15 protein-coding genes, 1 tRNA gene and 1 other RNA gene are annotated in these 19,522 nt (G+C 63.5%); 5 read left to right on the top strand and 12 right to left on the bottom strand.

Going from position 1 to position 19,522, the window contains the following annotated elements; translation table 11 throughout:
* Positions 1-43 precede the first annotated feature (43 nt).
* From Q2T94_RS05245 to Q2T94_RS05230, 4 genes are all read right to left on the bottom strand, one after another.
* The gene (locus Q2T94_RS05245; RefSeq protein WP_302263155.1) at positions 44-3,523 is read right to left on the bottom strand and encodes a DNA polymerase III subunit gamma and tau; all 3,480 of its coding nucleotides are present in this window, start codon (positions 3,521-3,523) and stop codon (positions 44-46) included.
* Positions 3,520-4,440, bottom strand: coding sequence for a tRNA glutamyl-Q(34) synthetase GluQRS (gene gluQRS / locus Q2T94_RS05240; RefSeq protein WP_302263154.1), 921 nt, complete (start codon positions 4,438-4,440; stop codon positions 3,520-3,522). Before gluQRS ends, Q2T94_RS05245 begins: the two co-directional genes overlap by 4 nt.
* Positions 4,441-4,500: 60 nt before the next feature.
* An RNA gene (ffs, locus tag Q2T94_RS05235) (signal recognition particle sRNA small type) lies at positions 4,501-4,597 on the bottom strand.
* Positions 4,598-4,664: 67 nt separating this feature from the next.
* Positions 4,665-5,984, bottom strand: coding sequence for an HNH endonuclease signature motif containing protein (locus Q2T94_RS05230; RefSeq protein WP_302263153.1), 1,320 nt, complete (start codon positions 5,982-5,984; stop codon positions 4,665-4,667).
* Between the two features lie 426 nt (positions 5,985-6,410).
* Here Q2T94_RS05230 and Q2T94_RS05225 point away from each other — a divergent pair.
* A tRNA-Ser gene (locus Q2T94_RS05225) sits at positions 6,411-6,495 on the top strand.
* Between the two features lie 149 nt (positions 6,496-6,644).
* On the top strand, positions 6,645-7,421 hold the full coding sequence (locus Q2T94_RS05220; protein ID WP_302263152.1) for a response regulator transcription factor: 777 nt from the start codon (positions 6,645-6,647) through the stop codon (positions 7,419-7,421).
* Here Q2T94_RS05220 and Q2T94_RS05215 read toward each other — a convergent pair.
* The 3 genes from Q2T94_RS05215 to Q2T94_RS05205 form a co-directional block, all read right to left on the bottom strand.
* On the bottom strand, positions 7,418-7,816 hold the full coding sequence (locus tag Q2T94_RS05215; RefSeq protein WP_302263151.1) for an Hpt domain-containing protein: 399 nt from the start codon (positions 7,814-7,816) through the stop codon (positions 7,418-7,420). The genes Q2T94_RS05220 and Q2T94_RS05215 overlap by 4 nt on opposite strands.
* A 321-nt stretch (positions 7,817-8,137) precedes the next feature.
* The gene (locus Q2T94_RS05210; RefSeq protein WP_302263150.1) at positions 8,138-9,907 is read right to left on the bottom strand and encodes a sensor histidine kinase; all 1,770 of its coding nucleotides are present in this window, start codon (positions 9,905-9,907) and stop codon (positions 8,138-8,140) included.
* 107 nt (positions 9,908-10,014) lie between these two features.
* On the bottom strand, positions 10,015-11,040 hold the full coding sequence (locus Q2T94_RS05205) for an isopenicillin N synthase family dioxygenase (protein WP_302263149.1): 1,026 nt from the start codon (positions 11,038-11,040) through the stop codon (positions 10,015-10,017).
* Positions 11,041-11,220: 180 nt separating this feature from the next.
* Here Q2T94_RS05205 and Q2T94_RS05200 point away from each other — a divergent pair, with 180 nt between their 5' ends.
* Together Q2T94_RS05200 and Q2T94_RS05195 are read left to right on the top strand one after the other, a co-directional pair.
* Entirely contained in the window at positions 11,221-11,520 is a 300-nt protein-coding gene (locus Q2T94_RS05200; protein WP_217388812.1) for a type II toxin-antitoxin system VapB family antitoxin, read from the top strand.
* 8 nt (positions 11,521-11,528) lie between these two features.
* Positions 11,529-12,224: a LytR C-terminal domain-containing protein gene (locus Q2T94_RS05195; protein WP_302263148.1), complete on the top strand. Its 696-nt coding sequence runs from the start codon at positions 11,529-11,531 to the stop codon at positions 12,222-12,224.
* Positions 12,225-12,227: 3 nt separating this feature from the next.
* On the opposite strand, the gene Q2T94_RS05190 is transcribed toward Q2T94_RS05195, so the two are convergent.
* Positions 12,228-12,935 carry a DsbA family oxidoreductase gene (locus Q2T94_RS05190; protein ID WP_302263147.1) on the bottom strand — a complete coding sequence of 236 codons (708 nt, stop codon included), beginning with the start codon at positions 12,933-12,935 and terminating at the stop codon, positions 12,228-12,230.
* Positions 12,936-13,100: 165 nt separating this feature from the next.
* The gene (locus tag Q2T94_RS05185) at positions 13,101-14,465 is read right to left on the bottom strand and encodes an amino acid permease (protein WP_302263366.1); all 1,365 of its coding nucleotides are present in this window, start codon (positions 14,463-14,465) and stop codon (positions 13,101-13,103) included.
* A 342-nt stretch (positions 14,466-14,807) separates the two neighbouring features.
* On the opposite strand from Q2T94_RS05185, the gene Q2T94_RS05180 reads away from it, so the two are divergent.
* The gene (locus tag Q2T94_RS05180; protein ID WP_302263146.1) at positions 14,808-15,476 is read left to right on the top strand and encodes a YoaK family protein; all 669 of its coding nucleotides are present in this window, start codon (positions 14,808-14,810) and stop codon (positions 15,474-15,476) included.
* Here the strand turns inward: Q2T94_RS05180 and Q2T94_RS05175 are convergent.
* The 3 genes from Q2T94_RS05175 to istA all read right to left on the bottom strand — a co-directional run bounded on the left by Q2T94_RS05175 (position 15,473) and on the right by istA (position 19,393).
* Positions 15,473-16,678: an MFS transporter gene (locus tag Q2T94_RS05175; RefSeq protein WP_302263145.1), complete on the bottom strand. Its 1,206-nt coding sequence runs from the start codon at positions 16,676-16,678 to the stop codon at positions 15,473-15,475. The two genes, Q2T94_RS05180 and Q2T94_RS05175, sit on opposite strands and share 4 nt — an antisense overlap.
* Before the next feature lie 296 nt (positions 16,679-16,974).
* Positions 16,975-17,718 (bottom strand): ATP-binding protein, encoded by a 744-nt coding sequence (locus Q2T94_RS05170; RefSeq protein ID WP_302262616.1) that lies wholly within the window; start codon positions 17,716-17,718, stop codon positions 16,975-16,977.
* Between the two features lie 22 nt (positions 17,719-17,740).
* Positions 17,741-19,393, bottom strand: coding sequence for an IS21 family transposase (gene istA / locus Q2T94_RS05165; RefSeq protein WP_302262615.1), 1,653 nt, complete (start codon positions 19,391-19,393; stop codon positions 17,741-17,743).
* Positions 19,394-19,522: the final 129 nt, after the last annotated feature.

Here is a 19,522-nt window from a genome sequence, read left to right as displayed (position 1 = left end):
TTCACCGTGCAGGTTCCGGCCTTCCGGTCGGGGTCCGAACGGATCAGCGGGGCCGGTTGGGTCGCTCGATCACGTTGCCGGCGGCATCCCGTTCCTCAATGACACGGCCGTTGAGGATTCGCTCGATGGCGGGGACCCCGATCAGCGAGGAATCCTCGATGGCGATGTCGTCGTCGCTGGGGACGAACTCCGTCTCATCCAATTCTACGGGTGCAACAGGTGCCGGGGGGCGTGAGTCTTCAACGGGTGCGGTGGGTCTCGGGCGTGCGAGGTCCGGGGCCTCGTCGGGGTTTCCCCATGCGCCTGCGGCCGGGTCCGTGGTGATGCGGGCGTGTGCGGGTGCCGGGGCGGAGTCGGCGATCCCCGCGGCGCGGTTCATCAGCCGCTGGTAGCGGCTGAGCTTTCCGCCGTTGGCGACCGGGGCGGAGGCTGCAGGTGCGCCGGGTTCCCCGGAAGAGGCAACCGAGGGAGCCGCAACCGGCATGCCCCAGGTTGCTGCCGATGCGCCTGGGGGGGGTGCCACCGGACGATCCGCATCGCCCAACGACGGCGCCGGGGCTACGTAGCCCTTGGGCGCGGCAGGGGCGGGGGCGGCCGGCCGCGAGGTTTCGCCGGCACCGTGTAAGGGTGCTGCAGTGTCGGTGTCGAGGGCAGGTTCCGCCGAGGCGGAGCCGAGGTCGGCTTCCCAATCGGGCACCGGAACGGAGGAGGCATCCCAGTCTCCGCCGCCATCGTCCCATGGTTCCGAGTCCCAGGTGGGTTCCGGTCCGAAGCCCGGATCCTCGTCGGACAACGGCGCAGACGGGGACGGCGCCGAGACCTGGACGGGTTGCTCGGTAGCGGAAACCGGGCGCACGGGCTCGGCGGCCAGCCGTGGGGCTTCCTGCTGGACAACCGGCCGGGGAGCAGCGGGCTGGGAGACAGGCGGCACTGCATCCTGCTCGGTCGCCGCAATCGGGGCGGTGCCGTGTCCGGGTTCGCCGGGAGCGGGCGCACTGGAGGGTGTCGGGGCGGTGTGCTGCTGTGGTGCGGATTCAGCTGGACCTTGGGTCACCGCCGGCTCGGGCCGGCGATCAACTTTTGGGCCAGAACCACCCGCCGGTGCGGACCCTCCCGCTGCGATGGCCAATTCAACGTTCACGCCGAGCACCCTGTTGACGCTCTGTCCCAGGATCGCGACGTTTTCCTGCCGCGCGGTGAACGCGGTCAGCGCGCCGGTGTGCGCAAAACTGACGGTCAACGTGCGACCGTCAAACCCGGTCACAGAGGCGTTGGGCGCCACCATCATCCAGACGAACTTCTTGTTGCTCTTGAGTTCTTCCAGGATGTCGGGCCATGCCCGGCGGAACATCTCAACCGATCCCGTGCCGCCGGAGGTTCCAGCCGGGGCCTGGCCTTGTTGCGGGCCCTGGCCTTGCTGTGGAGCGTGACGTTGTTGCTGGGGGGCGGGCTGCCGCTGGGGTGCAGGCGATTGCGGCGGCTGTTGCTGCTGCGGTTGCTGTGGTGCCTGGTGCTGTTGCGGCGCGTCGGAACGCTGGGCCTGGTGAACCTGCGATGGCGCATGCTGTTGCTGTTGCTGTTGCTGTTGCTGTTGCTGTTGCTGCGCGGCGCGTTGCTCGGCCGCTGCACGTTCCTGTGCCGCTCGTTCCTGGGCGGCGCGTTGTTCGGCTGCCGCCTTTTCCTGGGCAGCGCGTTGGGCCGCTGCCTGCTCCGCGGCGGCCCGATCCTTGGCTGCCTGCTCTTCCTTGACCTTCTTCGCGAAGTCGGCCATGGCCTGGTTCTGTTGGATCGGCGCGGGCTCCGCTGCCGGAGCGCTGGACTGGCCTTCACCCTCGGTCTCGGGGGCGCGGTCGGGCAGGATGCTGAATGGCGGGACGTTTGCCGGAGGTTGAACCGGGGTGCCCTGGACGGGCGACACCGGCTCGGTCACCGGGTTGGCGGGGGCGTCGGGAACGGGTCCCCACGTGCCGCCCCAATCGGGGGAGTGCCCGGTGGAATCCTCCATCGGGGGAGCTTCCTGGGTGGGAACCGACGGTGTTGGAGCCGCCGGTGCGGAAGCGGTTGCCGCTACAGGATCGGCCGGTGCAGGCGGCTGGGCCGATTCCGGTGCTGGCTCGGAAGCCGGTTGGACCGTCGGTTCCTGCGCCGCTGGAGGGGCAGAAACGGCTTCGGAAGCCGACGGCGCATCGGGTGCCCCGCCTTCCTTCTGGGCGCGGGCGGCACGCAGTGCCTCGCGGACCGCTGCAGCACCGGCGCCGGAGTTCTCGGCCTCGTAGCCGGAGGCTCCGGAAGACCCTGCCGAACCGTCGGCATGCGCGTAGGCTCCATCGCCGGACGGCGCCGGGGGAAGATCGTCGCCGGCGTACGCCAAACGGCGCTCGACCCGGTCCATGCGCGCATTGAAACCGCGCTCGGTGGCGTCGGATGCCGGAAGCAGCAAACGGGCGCAGAGCAGCTCGAGGTGCAGGCGCGGCGACGTCGCTCCCGTCATCTCGGTCAGCCCGGCGTTGGTGACATCGGCCCAGCGGCTGAGTTCGGCTTGGCCAAGTCCCGCTGCCTGGGCGTGCATGCGCTGGAGCTGGTCCTCGGGCAGGCCGCGGATGATCTGGGAGGCGTTTTCGGGCACCGCACGCACGATGATCAGGTCGCGGAAACGCTCGAGCAGGTCCTCGACGAATCTCCGCGGGTCGTGTCCGGTCTGCACCACTCGGTCGACGGCGCCAAACACCGTCGCGGCGTCGCCGGCGCCCAGGGCATCGACCACGTCGTCAAGCAGCGAAGCGTGGGTGTAGCCCAGCAGCGAAACCGCCAGCTCGTAGTCCAGCCCGCCCGGTCCGGCTCCGGCGATCAGCTGGTCCAGCACGGACAGCGAATCACGCACGGAACCGCCGCCGGCGCGAATGACCAGGGACAGCACACCTGGGGCAACCGTGACGCCTTCGGCGGTGCACAGGTACTCGAGGTACTTGATCAGCGGCTCGGGCGGCACCAGCCGGAAGGGGTAGTGGTGGGTGCGCGAGCGGATCGTGCCGATGACCTTGTCCGGCTCGGTCGTCGCGAAGATGAACTTGATGTGCTCCGGCGGTTCTTCGACAATCTTCAGCAGGGCATTGAAACCGGCCGAGGTGACCATGTGGGCCTCGTCGATGATGAAGATCTTGTAGCGATCGCGAACCGGGGCGAAGGTCGCACGTTCGCGCAGGTCGCGGGCGTCGTCGACGCCGCCATGGGACGCCGCGTCGATCTCAATCACATCAAGGGAACCCGGACCGCCGCTGGCCAGTTCGATGCAGCTGGGGCAGGTGCCGCACGGGGTGGGCGTCGGGCCTTGGGCACAATTCAGGCAGCGGGCAAGGATGCGGGCGGACGTGGTCTTGCCACAGCCGCGCGGACCCGAGAAGAGATAGGCATGGTTGACCCTGTTTTTTTCCAGGGCTGTCATCAGCGGTGTGGTGACATGTTCCTGCCCGATCACGTCCGCAAAATTGTCTGGACGGTAGCGACGGTAAAGAGCTGTACTCACGAGGGCCACCCTATCGGTTTTCCGGTGCCGCGTGCATCCGGACTTGTTGTGAAGACCCATGGGTCGGTGGGCAACGAGGCCGGCCTAAAGACCGCCAGGGCCGCGTCGATCGACGACGTCGGGAGACCCAACGAGGCCAGGATCACCGTGCGGGCCGCATCGGCGTCGATTCCCTCGGCCGCCAATTGGGCCAGCGTGACCGCACCGTCCCGTTTGGCAAGGCGCTTGCCTTCCGAATTCAGGGCCAAGGGGACATGGGCATAAGCGGGAATCCCGTAACCGAGCAGTTTTGCCAGGTATGCCTGCCGCGGAGCCGAAGAGAGCAGGTCGTCGCCGCGGACCACCTGGTCGATGCCCTGGATTCCGTCGTCGACCACCACCGCCAGGTTGTAGGCGGGAACCCCGTCGTTGCGCAGCACCACAAAGTCATCGACGACTCCGGTGTAGGCGCCGTGGAGTTCGTCGGTGACGGTGAAGGAGCCCACCTCGGTGCGCAGCCGCAGTGCCGCCGGGCGCATTTCGCGCTTCGCGGCGCGTTCGGCCTCGGTGAGATCACGGCAGGTTCCCGGGTAGGTTCCCGGGGCGGCATGCGGGGCGCTGGGGGCGTCGGCGATGTCGCGCCGGGTGCAGAAACATTCATAGAGCAAGCCACGGTCCCGAAGGCCGTCAAGTGCGGCTGCATACAGGTTGGATCGCTCGCTTTGCCTCACGACCTCTCCGTCCCACGACAGACCCATGGCCGCAAGGTCGGAAAGTTGCTGGGCTTCGGCTCCGGCGCGTGCGCGGTCAAGATCTTCCACCCGCATGAGGAACTTTCGTTCGGTGGACCGAGCAAAGAGCCATGCCAGGATCGCCGTGCGCAGATTGCCCAGATGCAGATCCCCCGAGGGGCTGGGGGCGAAGCGTCCGGCACCCATCGACAACTCCCTTTCGACTCCCGGATTCGAGGTGAATGGGTCAACGATCCCCGGGCAAATAGTAAAGGCCCCTCATGCACCTGCCAGAGCCCATCTACCCTTGCTACCTTCCGGTCCTGGGGGAGTTCAACAGGATGACACCACATGAGGGGCCGACAAGTAGTCTACCCGAGGGAGGGCCTTGGCCCGAAATCCGCGCTCCCCGGGTCGCCCGCCGGGTCCGATCACGGCTCCGGTGAGTTGTCTGGAAACCCCGGGATGTCCTCGGTCTCATCCCAGCCCAGCAACCTCTTGCTCTGCGCGTCGATCGTGGTTCCGGGCAGCATTAGTTGGACGGGTGGAGGTTCGGGGCCCAGTGCGCGCGGGAAGAGCAGGCCGTCGGGCAGTTCCAGGTGTGTCACCCCGTGGGGAGTGCGCCATTGCAGTGACCCGTTGCCCAGATGGACCGCCTGCCAGCCCAGCACATGCTTGTAGATCTGGTGTCGCTTGCACAACAGCTGCGCATTCTGCACCGAGGTCGTTCCGCCGGTCGCCCAATCGTCGATGTGGTCGAATTCCGAAGTCTCCGGCGCCCTGCGGCAGCCGGGAAAGCGGCAATGCTCGTCGCGGACGCGCAGGAAATCCCGCAACGCCTTCGAGGGCTTGTAGCGCTTGCGGCCCAAATCCAGGATTGAACCTGTCCAGGGGTCGGTGAGGATGGGTTTGAGTGATGGCGCGTTGGCGGCAAGGCGCAACGCGACCCCCAGGGGAATCGGGCCGTATCCCTCCAAGTTGGCGATGCCTCGTTCGGGGTTGGTCAGCAACTCCAGCGCGGGAATCGTCAGACCAACAAAGAGCGAGGGCTTCCTCTTGACCTGTCCGGGCCAGCCATCGAGCAGCGAATCCCGGAACACATCGGCCCTCAGCTGGCCCAGGGGCCGCTCCTGTTCGCTTGAAAGCAGCAGGTTGGCGTGGGTGGTTACGGTGTTGAAAATGGACAAGACGTCCTCGGCCGGCAAGTAGGCCTGCAGAACCGCCATTCCGTCATCTTCGGGCCACCACATCAGCGAGCGCCCCATTTCGGCCCGGGTGCGGCGATCCGCGGCCGGTTGCGGATGTAGCCGTTCCCGTGCCCGCTTGATGCGCAGGGACATTGAGGCGTCGGAGGCAGTGGTCGCCGTCGGCAGTAGGCCCGCTTCAATTTGTTGGGCAGTTGCCCTCGGGATGCCGCGCGTCTGCTTAACGAGCGCGGCAGCAGTGCGTGAGGTGATGCTGCCGGTGTAGAGGGCGAAAAGGGAATGTTCGTGAACGTACCGTAGGCCCTCCGCCGTGGCCAGGCGGTTGAAGGTGGAGCGTTCGGATGTGCGGGTGACCATGGCGGCCTCGGCAACGAACGAGGAGCGATTTAGATCCTGGTCCGCCCGGGAAAGCGGGAAACCGTGCTCTTCGATCTCGCGCTTGTAGTCAAAAAGCGTGGGATTTTCCTCCGATAGAGGAGTGGGCATTCCGCGCTGCACCATCTCGCTGGTATCTGCCAGAAGCGTGGATTCCAGTCCGTCGAGCATGGCCCGGATCCTGCTGATCTCACGAAGCTGTTCGAGCCCCTGCGCCGGGCTTCGAGGGTGCTGGGCAGATGTGAGCTTCGTAACGGCCGTCATAAGGGGGTTCCGCTCAAGAAAACCTTCCACGCATGCCGTCCAGGCACCGTCCAATCCGGTGTAATAGCGCGACCCGGGCGGTGGTACGCCACCGCCCTCGGGCCCCGTATTGCCGTGGTGAGCCGCGAACTTTCCCATAATCCAGTACAGCCCCGATACGTCTTGCCAGGGCGGTGGCCTTGGCTGTCTGTGGCTCAGGAGCGACCGCGGCCAAGGCCTGTGGGGGAAGGTGCGCCAGGGCGCTGGAACGGTCGCATGGCGAGGTTGAACATGCCTCGATTAGTTGTCGTCGAAAATGTCCGCTATGCTGGAACCTGCTCTTTGGAGCAAGCTGGAGGATTCGCCTAGCGGCCTATGGCGCACGCCTGGAACGCGTGTTGGGTTCACGCCCTCGGGGGTTCAAATCCCCCATCCTCCGCGGATACGGAATCGGTCTTGACTTGAGAAATCTGGTCAAGGCCGATTTCGTTTAAGCCACCTTTCAGTCGGAAAATCGTTAGACTAACGAACATGCCCTTGGCGAACCACTGGAATCGCCGATTGGACCCAGCTGGAGAGGTAACCGTCGTGACTAGAGCCCGTACCGCAGTGGTCGTTGAAGATGATGCAGACATACGGGGTTTGCTCGAGGTTGTCCTGCAGCAATCCGGGTTTGACGTGCACTCCACTGACTCCGGAGTTTCCGGCGTGGAAATGGTTGGTTTTCACGAGCCCGATCTGGTGACCTTGGATATCGGGTTGCCTGACATCGACGGATTTGAAACCGCACGCCGCATTCGCATGATCTCGGATGCGCACATCCTCATGTTGACCGCCAGGGCCGATGAGATTGACACGGTCCTGGGACTTGAATCCGGTGCCGACGAATATGTCACTAAACCATTTCGTCCCCGTGAGCTTCGCGCCAGGGTCGATGCGATCATGCGCCGCCGCACCGCACGCCCGGCGACCCATGAAGATACGGGACCTGTCGAAATGCCGTCAGGCGAAGGTGTGGGCCCCGAGGCCGACTCGGAACTTGTGCGCACCCTCAACGGGCTGGTGATGAACGTTTCGACGTATTCGGTCCAGGTTGACGGTGAAAACTTAAGTGTCACCCCGACGGAGTTCACTCTTCTTGATTTGCTCTTGGGTGCCAAGGGCCACATTCGCACCAAGGCCGATCTGGTCAGGCGACTTCGCAACGAGGACTCCGACGCCGGGACCTTCGTTTCGGCGGCGGATGAGCGGTCGGTGGAAGTGCATGTGGGAAACCTGCGTCGCAAGCTGGGTGATTCCGTCCACGAGCCGCGCTGGATCGAAACAGTGCGCGGCGTGGGGTACCGAGCTGTGATCGGGCGCTAGGCGGACTGGCGGTACATATCCAAGGCATGCTCGGGGAAGCCTGGCTTGGTCAACTCGGCCAAGATGGCATTGCCGGCTCCCTCGATGCGGCCCACGAGAGAGCCCTGCAGAGCCTGGTTGTCCGTACGGAAGGCCGCCTGCAGCTGGACTGCCAGCGTGGCCAGGTCGTGCGCCCCGACCATGGTCGCCGCCGATTTCAGGGATAGCGCCGAATCCTCGCCGGCGGCGCGGTCATTGTCCGCGATCGCCTTATTCAGTCGACCGATTCGTGTGGGCCACAGCGACCTGAACTGGGAGATGAACTCGTTGACCGACTCCGGGCCGAGCTCGGCGCACAGTTTTCCCAGGGTCTGCGCGCACACGACGGCGTCCGGGGAAATTGGCTGCAACTCCATGTTCCCTATCATGATGGGTGAAGCTCACGATCCGACCCCAAATATGCTCAAGGCAACCTCAAGGTATGCCCCTGAATCTTGAGCATACTGTGCGTCAAAATTGTTGCCGATTGAGTGGAAACTTGATGTCGACAAGGAATAGTCCTTGGTAGGCGGTGGTTTGGTCCACCAGTTCCGCCGACAACGGGGAAGTTTTCGATTCCCCGGTACAGGACAGGGTTCTTCACTCGCTTCATGGGGGCGTGAGTGGACATGACGAACCAGACAAAGTGTGGGTTTCCGGCGCGTCGAGAACCCACACTTTGGCGTTAATACACCGGATCAGTGCCGCGATTCCGGATGCATCGTCGGGAATCCTATCCTGCGGGTCGAGGAGGCCGAATTGCCGTCCGCATCCTTGCGAGGCAGCACGACTGTCATCGTTGTACCCTTCCCCAGCTCGCTCTCTGCCGAGATCCGCCCGCCATGGGCCATGACAAGCTCGTTGCTGATCGCCAGCCCGAGACCCACCCCTGGAAGCCCGGAGCGCCGTGCCCCGTCGGTGCGGAAGAACCGGGTGAAGAGTTTCTTCAAGTCCTCGGCGGCCATGCCACGTCCGGTGTCGGCAACCCGCAGAGAAATTTCCTTGCTGTTGCAGTTCATGTCAACGGTAACCGTTCCTCCTGCCCCGGAATATTTGATGGCGTTGGAGACTAGGTTGTCCACCACCTGGCCCAATCGCAGCGCATCGCCCAACACGGGCTCATGGCAAAGATTCCCCTCGACCAGTTCGAGGCCTTCCGCCGCGGCACGCGGGCGCATGGATTCGATTTGTCCGTGGATCACCGCACCGAGGTCAATGGTGCCGATATTGACCTGGTGCTGGCCAGCTGCCGCGGTAAGCAGGTCGTTGACCATGTGCAGCATACGCTCGGAATTTCGGGACAGGACATCGACGGATTGCCGCTGGTCGTCGGTGAGCCGATGATCGTCCTCGAGCAATTCCAGGTAGCCGAGGATGGAGGTCAGCGGGGTGCGCAGTTCATGGCTCACGTTGGCGAGGAAGCGGTCCCGGGTCTTTGAAGCCTCGATGAGCGGGGTGATGTTCTTGAACATGGTCACCGCGCCGTCGTACTCTCCGTCTTCGTTAAAGAAGGAACGGGCCGAGGTCGAGAGGTACATGGCGTCGTTTAGCGGGCCAAGCGCAAAGAGCTCGTCAGTGAATTCTTCCTGGCGGATGGATCGAATGACGGGACGGTCCTTGGGGTCCAAGAGTTCCGGGACGGGCTCGTAGGCGCTGGACACGGCGCGCACCAAAAGCTGCGACTCGTCGGGGTCGGGATTGCCAGGCGGAGTGGCGTGCCGATGCTGGAAGCGCTGGACATCGTTCATGAACAGGTCGTGGCCATCGCGGTCAACTACGACAACGCCGACGTTGGCGGCATTGAGTACCGCATTGAGCAGTCGGGTCTGACGCCGGCTCGTGGCCAGGGTGGCGCGCAATTGTCGTTCCGCCAGCGCGGAGTTGTGTTCGACAATGACGGTGGTGGTGGCCAGCGCGAGGATGGTCAGCGGGATCAACATCGGCTTGGCCATGGTTTCCAGGGAGAAGGGGGTGCCCGAGTTCCACAATTGCAGCAAGGTCGTCGTCAGCGGAACCAGGAACGAGAGCATGAGCGTCAAACGCGGGACAAATCCCGACCAAGCAAACCAGAAGATCGGGAAGGCAATCAGCAGGGACACCCCGTTGAGCCACGGGTAGGCGCCAGTTGCCATCAAGGCTGCCGAGACCAGCCCCAGCGCCGGAATGGCCAGATAGGTCGGTTCCGGACCGATGGACTTCCACGGGATGGTCCACGCCAAGACGCTGTTAAGCAGCGTCAGCAGCACACCCGCAACAAAGTGCCCATCCCCGAAGATCTCCGTCGGGGAAGTGATGAGCGCTAAGAAGCAAGCGGTGACCACTGCAATGAGCATGGGGGCCTGCGACCACCCGACCTTGCGGCGCACAGGCAACTGGGAAAACGGCACGCCCTTGGTGATGATCCGGGGGAATAACGACGACAGCCAAATGCCTCCATGGCGCTGGCGGCCCGTTCGTGCGGCGCTCATGGACATAGCTTAGTGACTGATTGCCTGATCAGCACCGATATGACGACGGGGCGGGGTGAATTCGGACCGTTTCGGACCAACTCCACCCTGCCCCGTCGGCGCTTGCGCTACTTCACCAGGTGGGGGTAATGCGCCTTGGCCGTTTGCGGGTGGGCGCGGAGCCAACCCTTGAGAACGTTGGCGCCATAGGAAGCCAACATGGGGTTGTGCGGATCGTCGGAGACTCCGCGGGCATCGGCGGCAAGCTTCTCCGGGAGCGGCACGGTGCTGATGACCGAATCCAGGCGCGGCGAGTAGAAGAAGGGGACCGAGTAGCGGTCCACACCGGCCGGCGGGGCGATGACACGGTGAATCGTGGCCATCAGGTAGCCGTTGGTGGCGACCTCGAGCATTTCTCCGATGTTGACCACGAGGGCGCCTTCGATCGGCTCCACTGAGATCCATTCGTCCTGGCCGTAGGGCTTTACTTCCAGACCTCCGACCGCATCTTGCAGCAGCAGGGTGATGAAACCATAGTCGGCGTGCGCGCCAACGCCCTGGGTGCCCGCCTCGGGAACAATGTCGCCACTGACGTAGTGCACCAGCTTGCCCATCCACGCGGGACTCTCGGCGAACGGCTCGTCGAAGTACTCCTCCGGCAATCCCAGGCCCACGGCCAGGGCCGAGAGCAGTTCGGCACCCACCTTGTTCATCAGCTGCGCCCAGTCCATGGCGGCCGATTCAAGTTGCGGGAAATTCTCCGGCCACTGGTTCGGCCCCTGCAGGTTCAGGTAGGGGGCGTCGGACGGGACATCGGAAAGGACCTCGCGTTCGGGTCCGTAGTCAATCTGTTCGCGCGAGTCTGCACGCCCGCGGGTGATTTCGGCCCCAAGCCGGGTGTAACCGCGGAACTGTGCCGAGGTGCGATTGTCCAGCTTTAGCTTCTGCTCAACGGGCAGGGCGAAGAAGTCGGCCAGGGTCTTGAGCAAGTTCTGCGTTGTTCCCGGACCGGCGCCAAAGCCGGTGATCTGGAAGAAGCCCACGCGGTGGGCTGCATCGCGCAATGCCGTAATGAAGTCTTCATCAAAAGTGCCATCGGCGCGACGTGCGGTAGACATGTCAAGGACCGGAACGGTGGTGAGAACTGTACTCATGGTTCAAGAATGCACCCGCGAGACCGGTTTGTGACAGCGGAAGTTACTTCACGTTCCGTACTGTGAATCCATGAGTCGTAGCCCTTGACGCGGACCCCGAAGTCGCGTAGCCGAAGGACGACTCGCACAAAAATCTGCCAATCGCCCCAATAGGCGTCAGAAGTTTCCTAAGCTGGTCAAGTGATCTTCAAATCTGTCGGCGATTCGCGCCCATACCCGGAACACGGCTACGTGACCCCCAAGGACTGGGCCTCCGTCGCGCCCATGCAGGTTCGCTTGGATGAGCTGGTGACCACCAAGAGCACCCTGGACCTTGCCGCGCTGCTCGCCGAGGACTCCACGTTCTTCGGCGACTTGTTCCCGCACGTCGTGCAATGGAAAGGTACCCGCTATCTTGAAGACGGGTTGCACCGGGCAGTCCGCACCGCCCTGCACCAGCGTTCGATACTGCACGCCCGCGTGCTCGTGCTGGAAGACTAGGCAACAGATTGGCACGCAACACGGATCCGAATGATTGGCACGGCCACCACATCATCTCCGAGGACGAGCTGGGAAGCCCCCAGTTCACCACCGATAGCCGGATCAAGCGCCGCCGACACATCCGCCACGGCGTCATCTTGGTGCTTGTGGTCCTGCTGCTTGCCGCCGCCCTGGTCCTGGCCTACATGGTCAATACGCGCACCCTGGTCATCGATGCGCTCGAACCCAAACCGGCAGCCGAGGCTCCCGCATCAGTGAACGAAGCATGCCCCACCAAGCAATTCAGCTACGTCGACCCTGCCAAGATGAAGGTCAACGTGCTGAACGCAACCCAGATCTACGGCCTGGCAGGGGCCACCGCGACCAAGTTGAAGAAGCGCGGATTCACTGTGGGGGAGGTGGGGAACGCCCAGCTGTCCAACGTCCAGGTCGTCGGTGCGGTGAGGTCCGGGCCCGATGGTTATGCCGAGGCCATGACGGTACAGCGGCACATCAAGGGCCTGACCTATGTCTACGACGCGAAGCGTCCCGGGAAAACCGTGGACGTGGTCATCGGTACCAAGTACAAGGACCTGGTCAAGGAGAAATCCGTCAACAAGAAGGCCGGCAAGCTTGGTTGCACGCCGCCGAAACCGAAGGCCGATGTAAAAAAGTCGACGGCCCCGGCCAAGCCGGAACCGTCGACACAGAGCAAGGGCGACTAGCCCCTAGTTGCAGCCCTCGGGCCCGCAAACCGCGCCGTCTTGCCCCGTGGTACCGATCATCTGCAGGTTCTCGCCGCCGATTTCTTTCCAGACCTGGCTCAGTGCCTGCTCAAAGACCTCCGAGGGCTGGGCGCCGGAGATGCCGTATTTGTTGTCCAGGACGAAGAACGGCACGCCGCTGACGCCCAGCTCGCGGGCACGTACGCCGTCGGCCCGCACCGCATCGGAATACTTGTCGCTTGCGAGCACCTCGGCGGTTTCCGCCGGGTCCAGGCCAACGGAGTCGGCGATGCCCTGCAGAGCTTCATTGCTGCCGGTATCCACACCTTGCTCGAAGTGCGCAGAGAGCAGTGCTTCCTTCATTTCGTTGCCGAGGCCGCGTTCCTTGGCCAGCGCCAGCAAGCGCAGCGCGGTGAACGAGTTGGCGACGTGCAGGGCATCGAAATCGTACTTCAGGCCCTCGCCGGCGGCCTGGGTGGTGACGTGCTCGAGCATTCCGGCCACCTGCTCGGCGGGCATGCCCTTGGCCTGGGTGAGGTAGTCCAGTTCGCTTCCCTCAAAGTGGTCGGGCAACGAGGGGTCCAACTGGAACGCATGCCACTTTACGTCGACCTTCTCGCCAAAGGGGAGGGCCGCCAAGGCGGTTTCGAAGCGGCGCTTGCCAATGAAGCACCACGGGCAGGCAATGTCGGAAAAAATGTCAACGCTCAAGCGGGTTTCAGTCATACCTTGGGCAACAGCGGGTCCAGGGCGCGTATTCCCCGCACGCTGCGGGTGCTGGCGTGATCTTTCCGGCAACGGTACGCGGAAAGCCGAGCCGCTGTGCAAGCGGCTCGGCTTCGTGACGATGGGAAAGTTGGGGGTTGGGAGGACTTGCTAGTGCGAATCGACCGGCACGTATTCGCGCCCGGTCTCGTCGACCAGCTCGGCGCGCTCGTGCCCCTTGCCGCGGACCCAGACCTTGTAGGCAACAAACAAGAGCACGATCCACACGAGGCCGACCACCATGGCAACGCGGGTTGCGGGGATGATGCCCAGCAGCACGATTACAAAGGCCATGAAGGCAAGAGCCGCATAGGATGCCGCAGGCCACCAAGGCGAAGGGAACTCGGACGCCGGGAGGTTCTCCCGCGCAATGGTTCGCTTCATGGAGATGTGCGAGAGCAGGATCATGACCCACACGAAGACCGTGGCGAACGTGGCGATGGAGGCAATGATCAGGAACAGCGACTCGGGCAACACCGCGTTGAGCACCACGCCGGCCAGAAGCACGATGCCCATGGTCAGGACCGTCATCCACGGCACCCCGTTGCGGGAGATCTTGGCGAAGGAAGCCGGGGCATGGCCCTGTTGGGCCAGCCCGAACATCATCCGTCCGGCGCCGAAGATGTCGGAGTTGATCGCGGAGATCGCGGCGGTGATGACCACGGCGTTGAGGATGTGTGCGGCCGCGGGGATGCCCAGGTTGTCGAAGATCTGCACGAACGGGCTGCCTTCGGAACCGATCTGGTTCCACGGGTAGATCATCATCAGGATGCCCAGGGTGCAAACGTAGAACAGCAGGATGCGCACCGGAACGGTGTTGATCGCCTTGGGCACCACTGACTTGGGGTTCTCTGCCTCACCGGCGGTGATGCCGATGGTCTCGATGCCGCCAAAGGCAAACATCACGATCGAGAATGAGGCCAGCAGGCCCCAGAATCCGTTGGGGAAGAACCCTCCGGCGGCCAACAGCGTGCCGATGCCCGGGTTTGCCTCGGCGGGCAGTCCGAAGCCGAAGAGCACGATGAGGACGCCGCCGGCAATCATGGCGATGATGGCAGAGACCTTGATCAGCGAAAGCCAGAACTCCGTCTCGCCGAAGACCTTGACCTTCATCATGTTCAACGCGGCAATGAAGAAGACCACGGCCAGGATCCAGATCCAGCGTGGGACATCCGGGAACCAGAAGCCCATGTAGATGCCGAAGGCAGTGACGTCGGCAATGGCCACGATGGCCATCTCGAAGGCAAACGTCCAGCCCGTGATGAATCCGGCGAACGGGCCAAGGTACTTGGAAGCGTACTGGCCGAACGAACCGGAGACGGGGTGGCGTACCGCCATCTCGCCCAGCGCACGCATCACCATGAAGACGGCCGCGCCGCCGATCATGTAGGCCAGCAGGACCGCCGGTCCGGCGGCCTGGATGGCGGATGCGGAACCGTAGAACAGACCGGTTCCGATGGCCGAACCGAGGGCCATGAACCGGACGTGGCGGACATTGAGTCCGCGGGCAAGCGCCTGGGCAAATTGGGGCACGAAAACAAACCTTTGGTAGGAAAGGGGACATTCAATGGTAAGTCGATGGCCCAGATCCACCATGATCCCGTGGCACGGATCACCTGAGGTGCGGAGCCGGTTTTGGGCGCCGTGAAGGGATACCCGGGGCATCGCCCGCGTGGGACCGAACGGTGCACTTCGGTTGGATCACTAGACTGGGCAGGAGCCCGATGCCGTTGTGGATGCCGGCCGGTACCAACGACCGTGACGGGGCCGCAGGGCGGAGCGCTGCTTCGGGTCTGGGACGGATGAAGGAGAAAACACGTGGCGCGGTCGTTGGGTTGGCGGGGGATCGCGTATGCCAGTGGACTAACTGCAATTGCAGGTTTCGTCGATGGCGTGGCGTTCATTCACTTTGGCGGATACTTTGTCTCGTTCATGAGCGGGAACTCGACCCGTTCAAGTGCGGGACTGGCAGAAGGCAACTTTTTGGAGTGGGCGCTGGCCATCGGGCTGGTGCTCGGCTTCGTGCTGGGCGTGGCCGCGGCGACCCTGGCCAGCCAGGTTCCCTCGGTCCACAGGCGCGGGGCCGTGCTCTCGGTGTCCTCGGCCTTCTTGTCGGCTTCGGCATTCACCACCCTGGGGTCGGCTGGTGGGGTCTTGACCGCCATCTTGATGGCCATGTCCATGGGGGCAATCAACGCGACCTATACGCGCCGCGGCGAAGTAAGCGTGGGATTGACGTACATGACCGGTGCCCTGGTGAAGATGGGGCAGCATCTTGCCGCGTCACTGATCGGCGGTCCCAGGTGGGCGTGGCTTCCGTACGGCGCCCTATGGGCCATGATCACGCTCGGATCCTTTGTCGGTGCCTTCCTGTACCTGCACGTAGGCCTGCAGATCCTCTGGGGCGCAGCGCTGGCGCTAGTGGCCTGGACTGCGGTGGCCTTCGTGCGCGACAGCCCGGGCATGGGCTTCGGGCACCGAACCTAGGCTCCCTGCATCCCGCGGGCGTGGCGTCCATGCACCTGGAAGTACAGGGCGATGCCCAGGACCGAGAGCACGGTGAGCATCCCGAACATGCCCGTGTATCCCAGATGGGGGATCAGCAGGCCGAGGGCCACCGGCCCGAAGCCGATCCCGACATCAAGCATCAGGAAGAATGTCGAAGTGGCCACGCCAAGTTCCGCGGGTGGCACCGCTGAAACGGCAATGGCCTGCGCGCAGGGCATCAATGCGCCGAAGCCGAAACCCGTGAGGGCGGCAGCGGAAGCCACCGTCAGGATGCTCGGGTCGAACGCGAGTGCCGCCATGCCCAGCGCAAACACCAGTAGCAGGGGATACATGATGGCGTTGTCGCCCCGCCGGTCTTGGATGCGCCCGGCAAATAGCCGGGAGATCAGCACGGTGACGGCATAGACAATGAAGAACCAACTGGCGGCTTCCGCCATGGACTTGGAAATCAGGAACGGTGCCAGGAAGGAAATGATGCCCGAGTAGGCGATGCCGCAGATCAGGATCACCAGGGAAATGGGCAGTGCCGCGGGGCTGATGATGGACCGGATAAAGCTGCCGCGCCGGGCGTGTGCATGGGGTTTTTGGGCCGGCCTCGGCGGTTCGGGCATGCGGACGAGCAACGTGAAGAGCAGGGCCGCGGTCGAGAATGCGGTACAAAACACGAAGACGGCCGTGTAGTTGCCGTTGCCTGAAAGCAGGACCGCCAGGAAAGGGCCGACAGCGGTGGAAAGGGTGGTGGAAAGGCCGAAGTAGCCTGTGCCCTCGCTGCGTCGCGCTGGCGGAATGGTCGACTGGACGGCCGTGGCGATGGCGGTGTTGCCCATGCCGAACGCAACCCCGTGGACTAGACGCACGATCAGCAAGAGAAACAGCGTGCTGCTGAAGATATAGAACACGGAGGCAAGGGCAAAGAGGCCCAGTGAGAGTATGGCGAGCCGCTTCCGCCCCATGGTCCGGAGCAATTTTCCGGCGAAGAGCCGGGCGATGACCGAGCCGATAACAAATACGCTCGAGGCCAACCCTGCGGCGCTGTCGGAGGCCTGGAACCTGTCCACCGCGTAGAGCGCCATGGAGGTCATCAATAGGTAGAAGACCATGGAAATGAATAGGTTTGCGACGCCGGCGAGCAGGAAATCCCGGGTGAAAAGCTTCGTGGGGGGAATATGTGGCTGGCTCACCGCGCTCCTTCTTGGGTTTTTCCGCATTCGGCCCGGAGGAGGAGCCATGTCCCATTATTGACCTTGATTAGAGCCAGCTTCGGCATTTATAGGTGCCCAAGGTGGTGTCATTGGCGACAGCCCCGGGAGACGTTGACCGCTTTTGGTGTCGAGGCGTTGGCGGTTTCCGGATTCTCCAGGGTATTTGTGGCTATCGGTGTATGGACGGAGCTTTCGGTAACGCCTGTGGAACGAACCGGTAGCACTGGTGCGAGGACCCGGTAGTGCCCGAACCCTCGCACCAGCACCCCACCGCTTTAGCTTGCAGGCTCAGCTCCTTGATCGGCGTGGGCGCGCCGGCGCATATTCGGCCCGTCAAGCTGGATCAGTTCACTGCTGGAAACAATGCGGTTAAGGATTGACTCGGCGATCACCGCATCGTGCAGCGACTTGTACCAGTCCTCGGGATCGAACTGCGACGTCACCACCGTGGCGCCCCGGTGTTCACGTCCTGCAAGGATATTGAGCAGTTCGCTCGCAGTCTCCGGGCTGATCGGCGTGGTCAGGAAATCATCCAGGACCAGGACATCGCAGTCGTGCAGGTCTCCGAGGAACTTCAGCCGTTCGGAGTCCGCCCGATGATAGACCGCGAGCTTATTGGCCAGGTCATCAAGCCGGAAGTAGCGTGCCGTGTGGTCGTGCCGGCAAGCCGCGTTGACCAAGGCCTGGGCCAAATACGATTTGCCGACACTTGATTTCCCGAGGATCACCAGATTCGTCGTCTGCTCAATCCACTGGCACGACGCGAGCCGTGCCACGACCTCCCGGTTCAGCGTCCTATCGGGCAGATAGTGGATCTCTTCAATGCAAGCGGCCGGGTTGGGCGTTTTCGACTCCTTGAGCAGTTTCACCACCCGACGCTGGGCCCGGGCCGTGGTCTCCTGGTCCAAGGCGTGACGGACCTTGCGGGAGAACGTCCATTCGTCATAGGCCGGATCGTTGGCCATGTCGATGACAGCCTGGCCGAACGCGGTCATCCGCAACCTGGTAAACAGCCCCATGTCATCTTCCGTCAGGTGGTGGTCAAGCACGGCCTTCCCCCGTCGTCGGCTCGGTCAGGCTTGCGTTGGTCAGCGCCTCGAGACTGAACTGCGAGATCCCGTCCAGGTGGGCACGGCTGGTATCCCGGACGCCCACCGTTCTCCCCGTCGCAGCGGACGGCCCCGGGCCAGGAGCGAGAGTTGCAGGACGCCCGGCATGGTCCGCACGCAGGACGGCGATGCGATGCTTGACCGCGGTATAGCTGATCGGGTTCCTCGCGTCGTGCACGCAGAGGTCGTGGCAGGCCTGTTCCAACAGGCTGCGGTTGTTGCCTTTCCCCAGCTCGAGGATGTTCAAGCACGACCGGTAGCCCTGGGCTTCGATCTTCTTCCGCTCCAGCAACCGGGTCAAAGCCTGGACCGTGTAGGGGCCGACCTTGGTCGCTTGCCGGATGAAATAGGCCCGGGTCCATAGCAGTGAGGTGTCCTCATACCCGTGCGGCGCATGGTCGGCGTCGGTGACGTAGGAATGACGCCGCGCCCCACGCTGGTGCGAAGCGATCACTGCCCCGCCGGCAAGGATCGTGACCTGCTCACCGACCACCCGCACGTCCAGGGTCTGCCCGGCGTGCTGGTGCGGAACCGAGTATTTGATCGTGTCGACCTGCACGTGCCAGTCCCGCGAGACCTTCGCCTTGCGCCACTGAACTTCCCGCCACGGCTCATCCGGGAGGCCGATCAACTCGGGGCGCTCGGCTTCCTCGAACCACTCACGCCGGGAGCGGGGCTCACCGCGGAAGGGCGTCCGTTCGTTGATCATGTCCATCTGTTCGGCCACGGCCTCATTGAGCTCATCCAGGGTCGTGAAGCGCCGGTCGGCAAGATAGTGGATGATCCAGTTCGTCACGATCTTCACCCCGGCCTCGACGTGGCCTTTCTCTTGCGGCTTGTAGGATCCGGTCGGGACTGCCGCGCTCTGGTAATACTCCAGGAAAGCCTCATAGGACTGGTTCACGTCCCGGGCCTTTTCATAGCGGCTGATCTGGTTCGAGGCGGTCGAGGCATTGTCGGGAATGACCAGTTGGGTCACGCCTTGAAAATATTCAAAGGCCCTGCGGTGCATCTGGCACCACGCTGGAAGCTTCTCGTCCAGGGACCCGTACGCGAAGATCATGCCCGAATACGGCAACGACGCCACGAAGACCGAGACCTTCGTGGTTTCCCGGGTGATGGGGTCGGTCAGCTGCATCTTGGTCCCGGCCCAGTCGACCTGCATCGTGCGTCCGGGTTCGTGCGTAAGCGGGCTGGTCAGGTCGTTGGCCTTCACGTGCTCGGCAACGATCTGGCAGAACCGTTCATACCCGTAAAACCGGGCGGAGCCCGTGTGCGGGGTGTCCAGGTAGCGGGCCCACATGACCTTTAACGGTGGCTTTTTCCGGCCGATCCGGGCCTTCACCACGGCATCGATGTTGACGGGAACGAACTCGCTGGACACGTTCTTGCGGCCATCGCTGAAAAGCCGGTCAAGGTCCTCATCGCTAAGCGCACCGACCTGATCAAGGGTGGTCAGTTTCTGGTCGTCAAGGACCTGGCGGGCCTTGGAGATCGTTCGATGCGAGCAACCGGCTCGCGCTTGGACCTGCCGATACGAATTGCCCTGCACCAGCAGGGCCATGATTTGTTTGTAATCAGCCACTACGGTCGGTTTCCTTTCACTGTCCACGACCTGTTGCCGTGGGTGAAAGCAATCCTGACTCTGAATCCCCCGAAGCGCTACCGGATACTTACATTTTTGCTACCGGTTCGTTCCACATGCGCTACCGAA

The sequence above is a fragment of the Paeniglutamicibacter sulfureus genome, assembly GCF_030512175.1.
Classification (GTDB): Bacteria; Actinomycetota; Actinomycetes; order Actinomycetales; family Micrococcaceae; genus Paeniglutamicibacter; species Paeniglutamicibacter sulfureus.
This window is presented reverse-complemented; position numbering and strand designations above follow the sequence as displayed.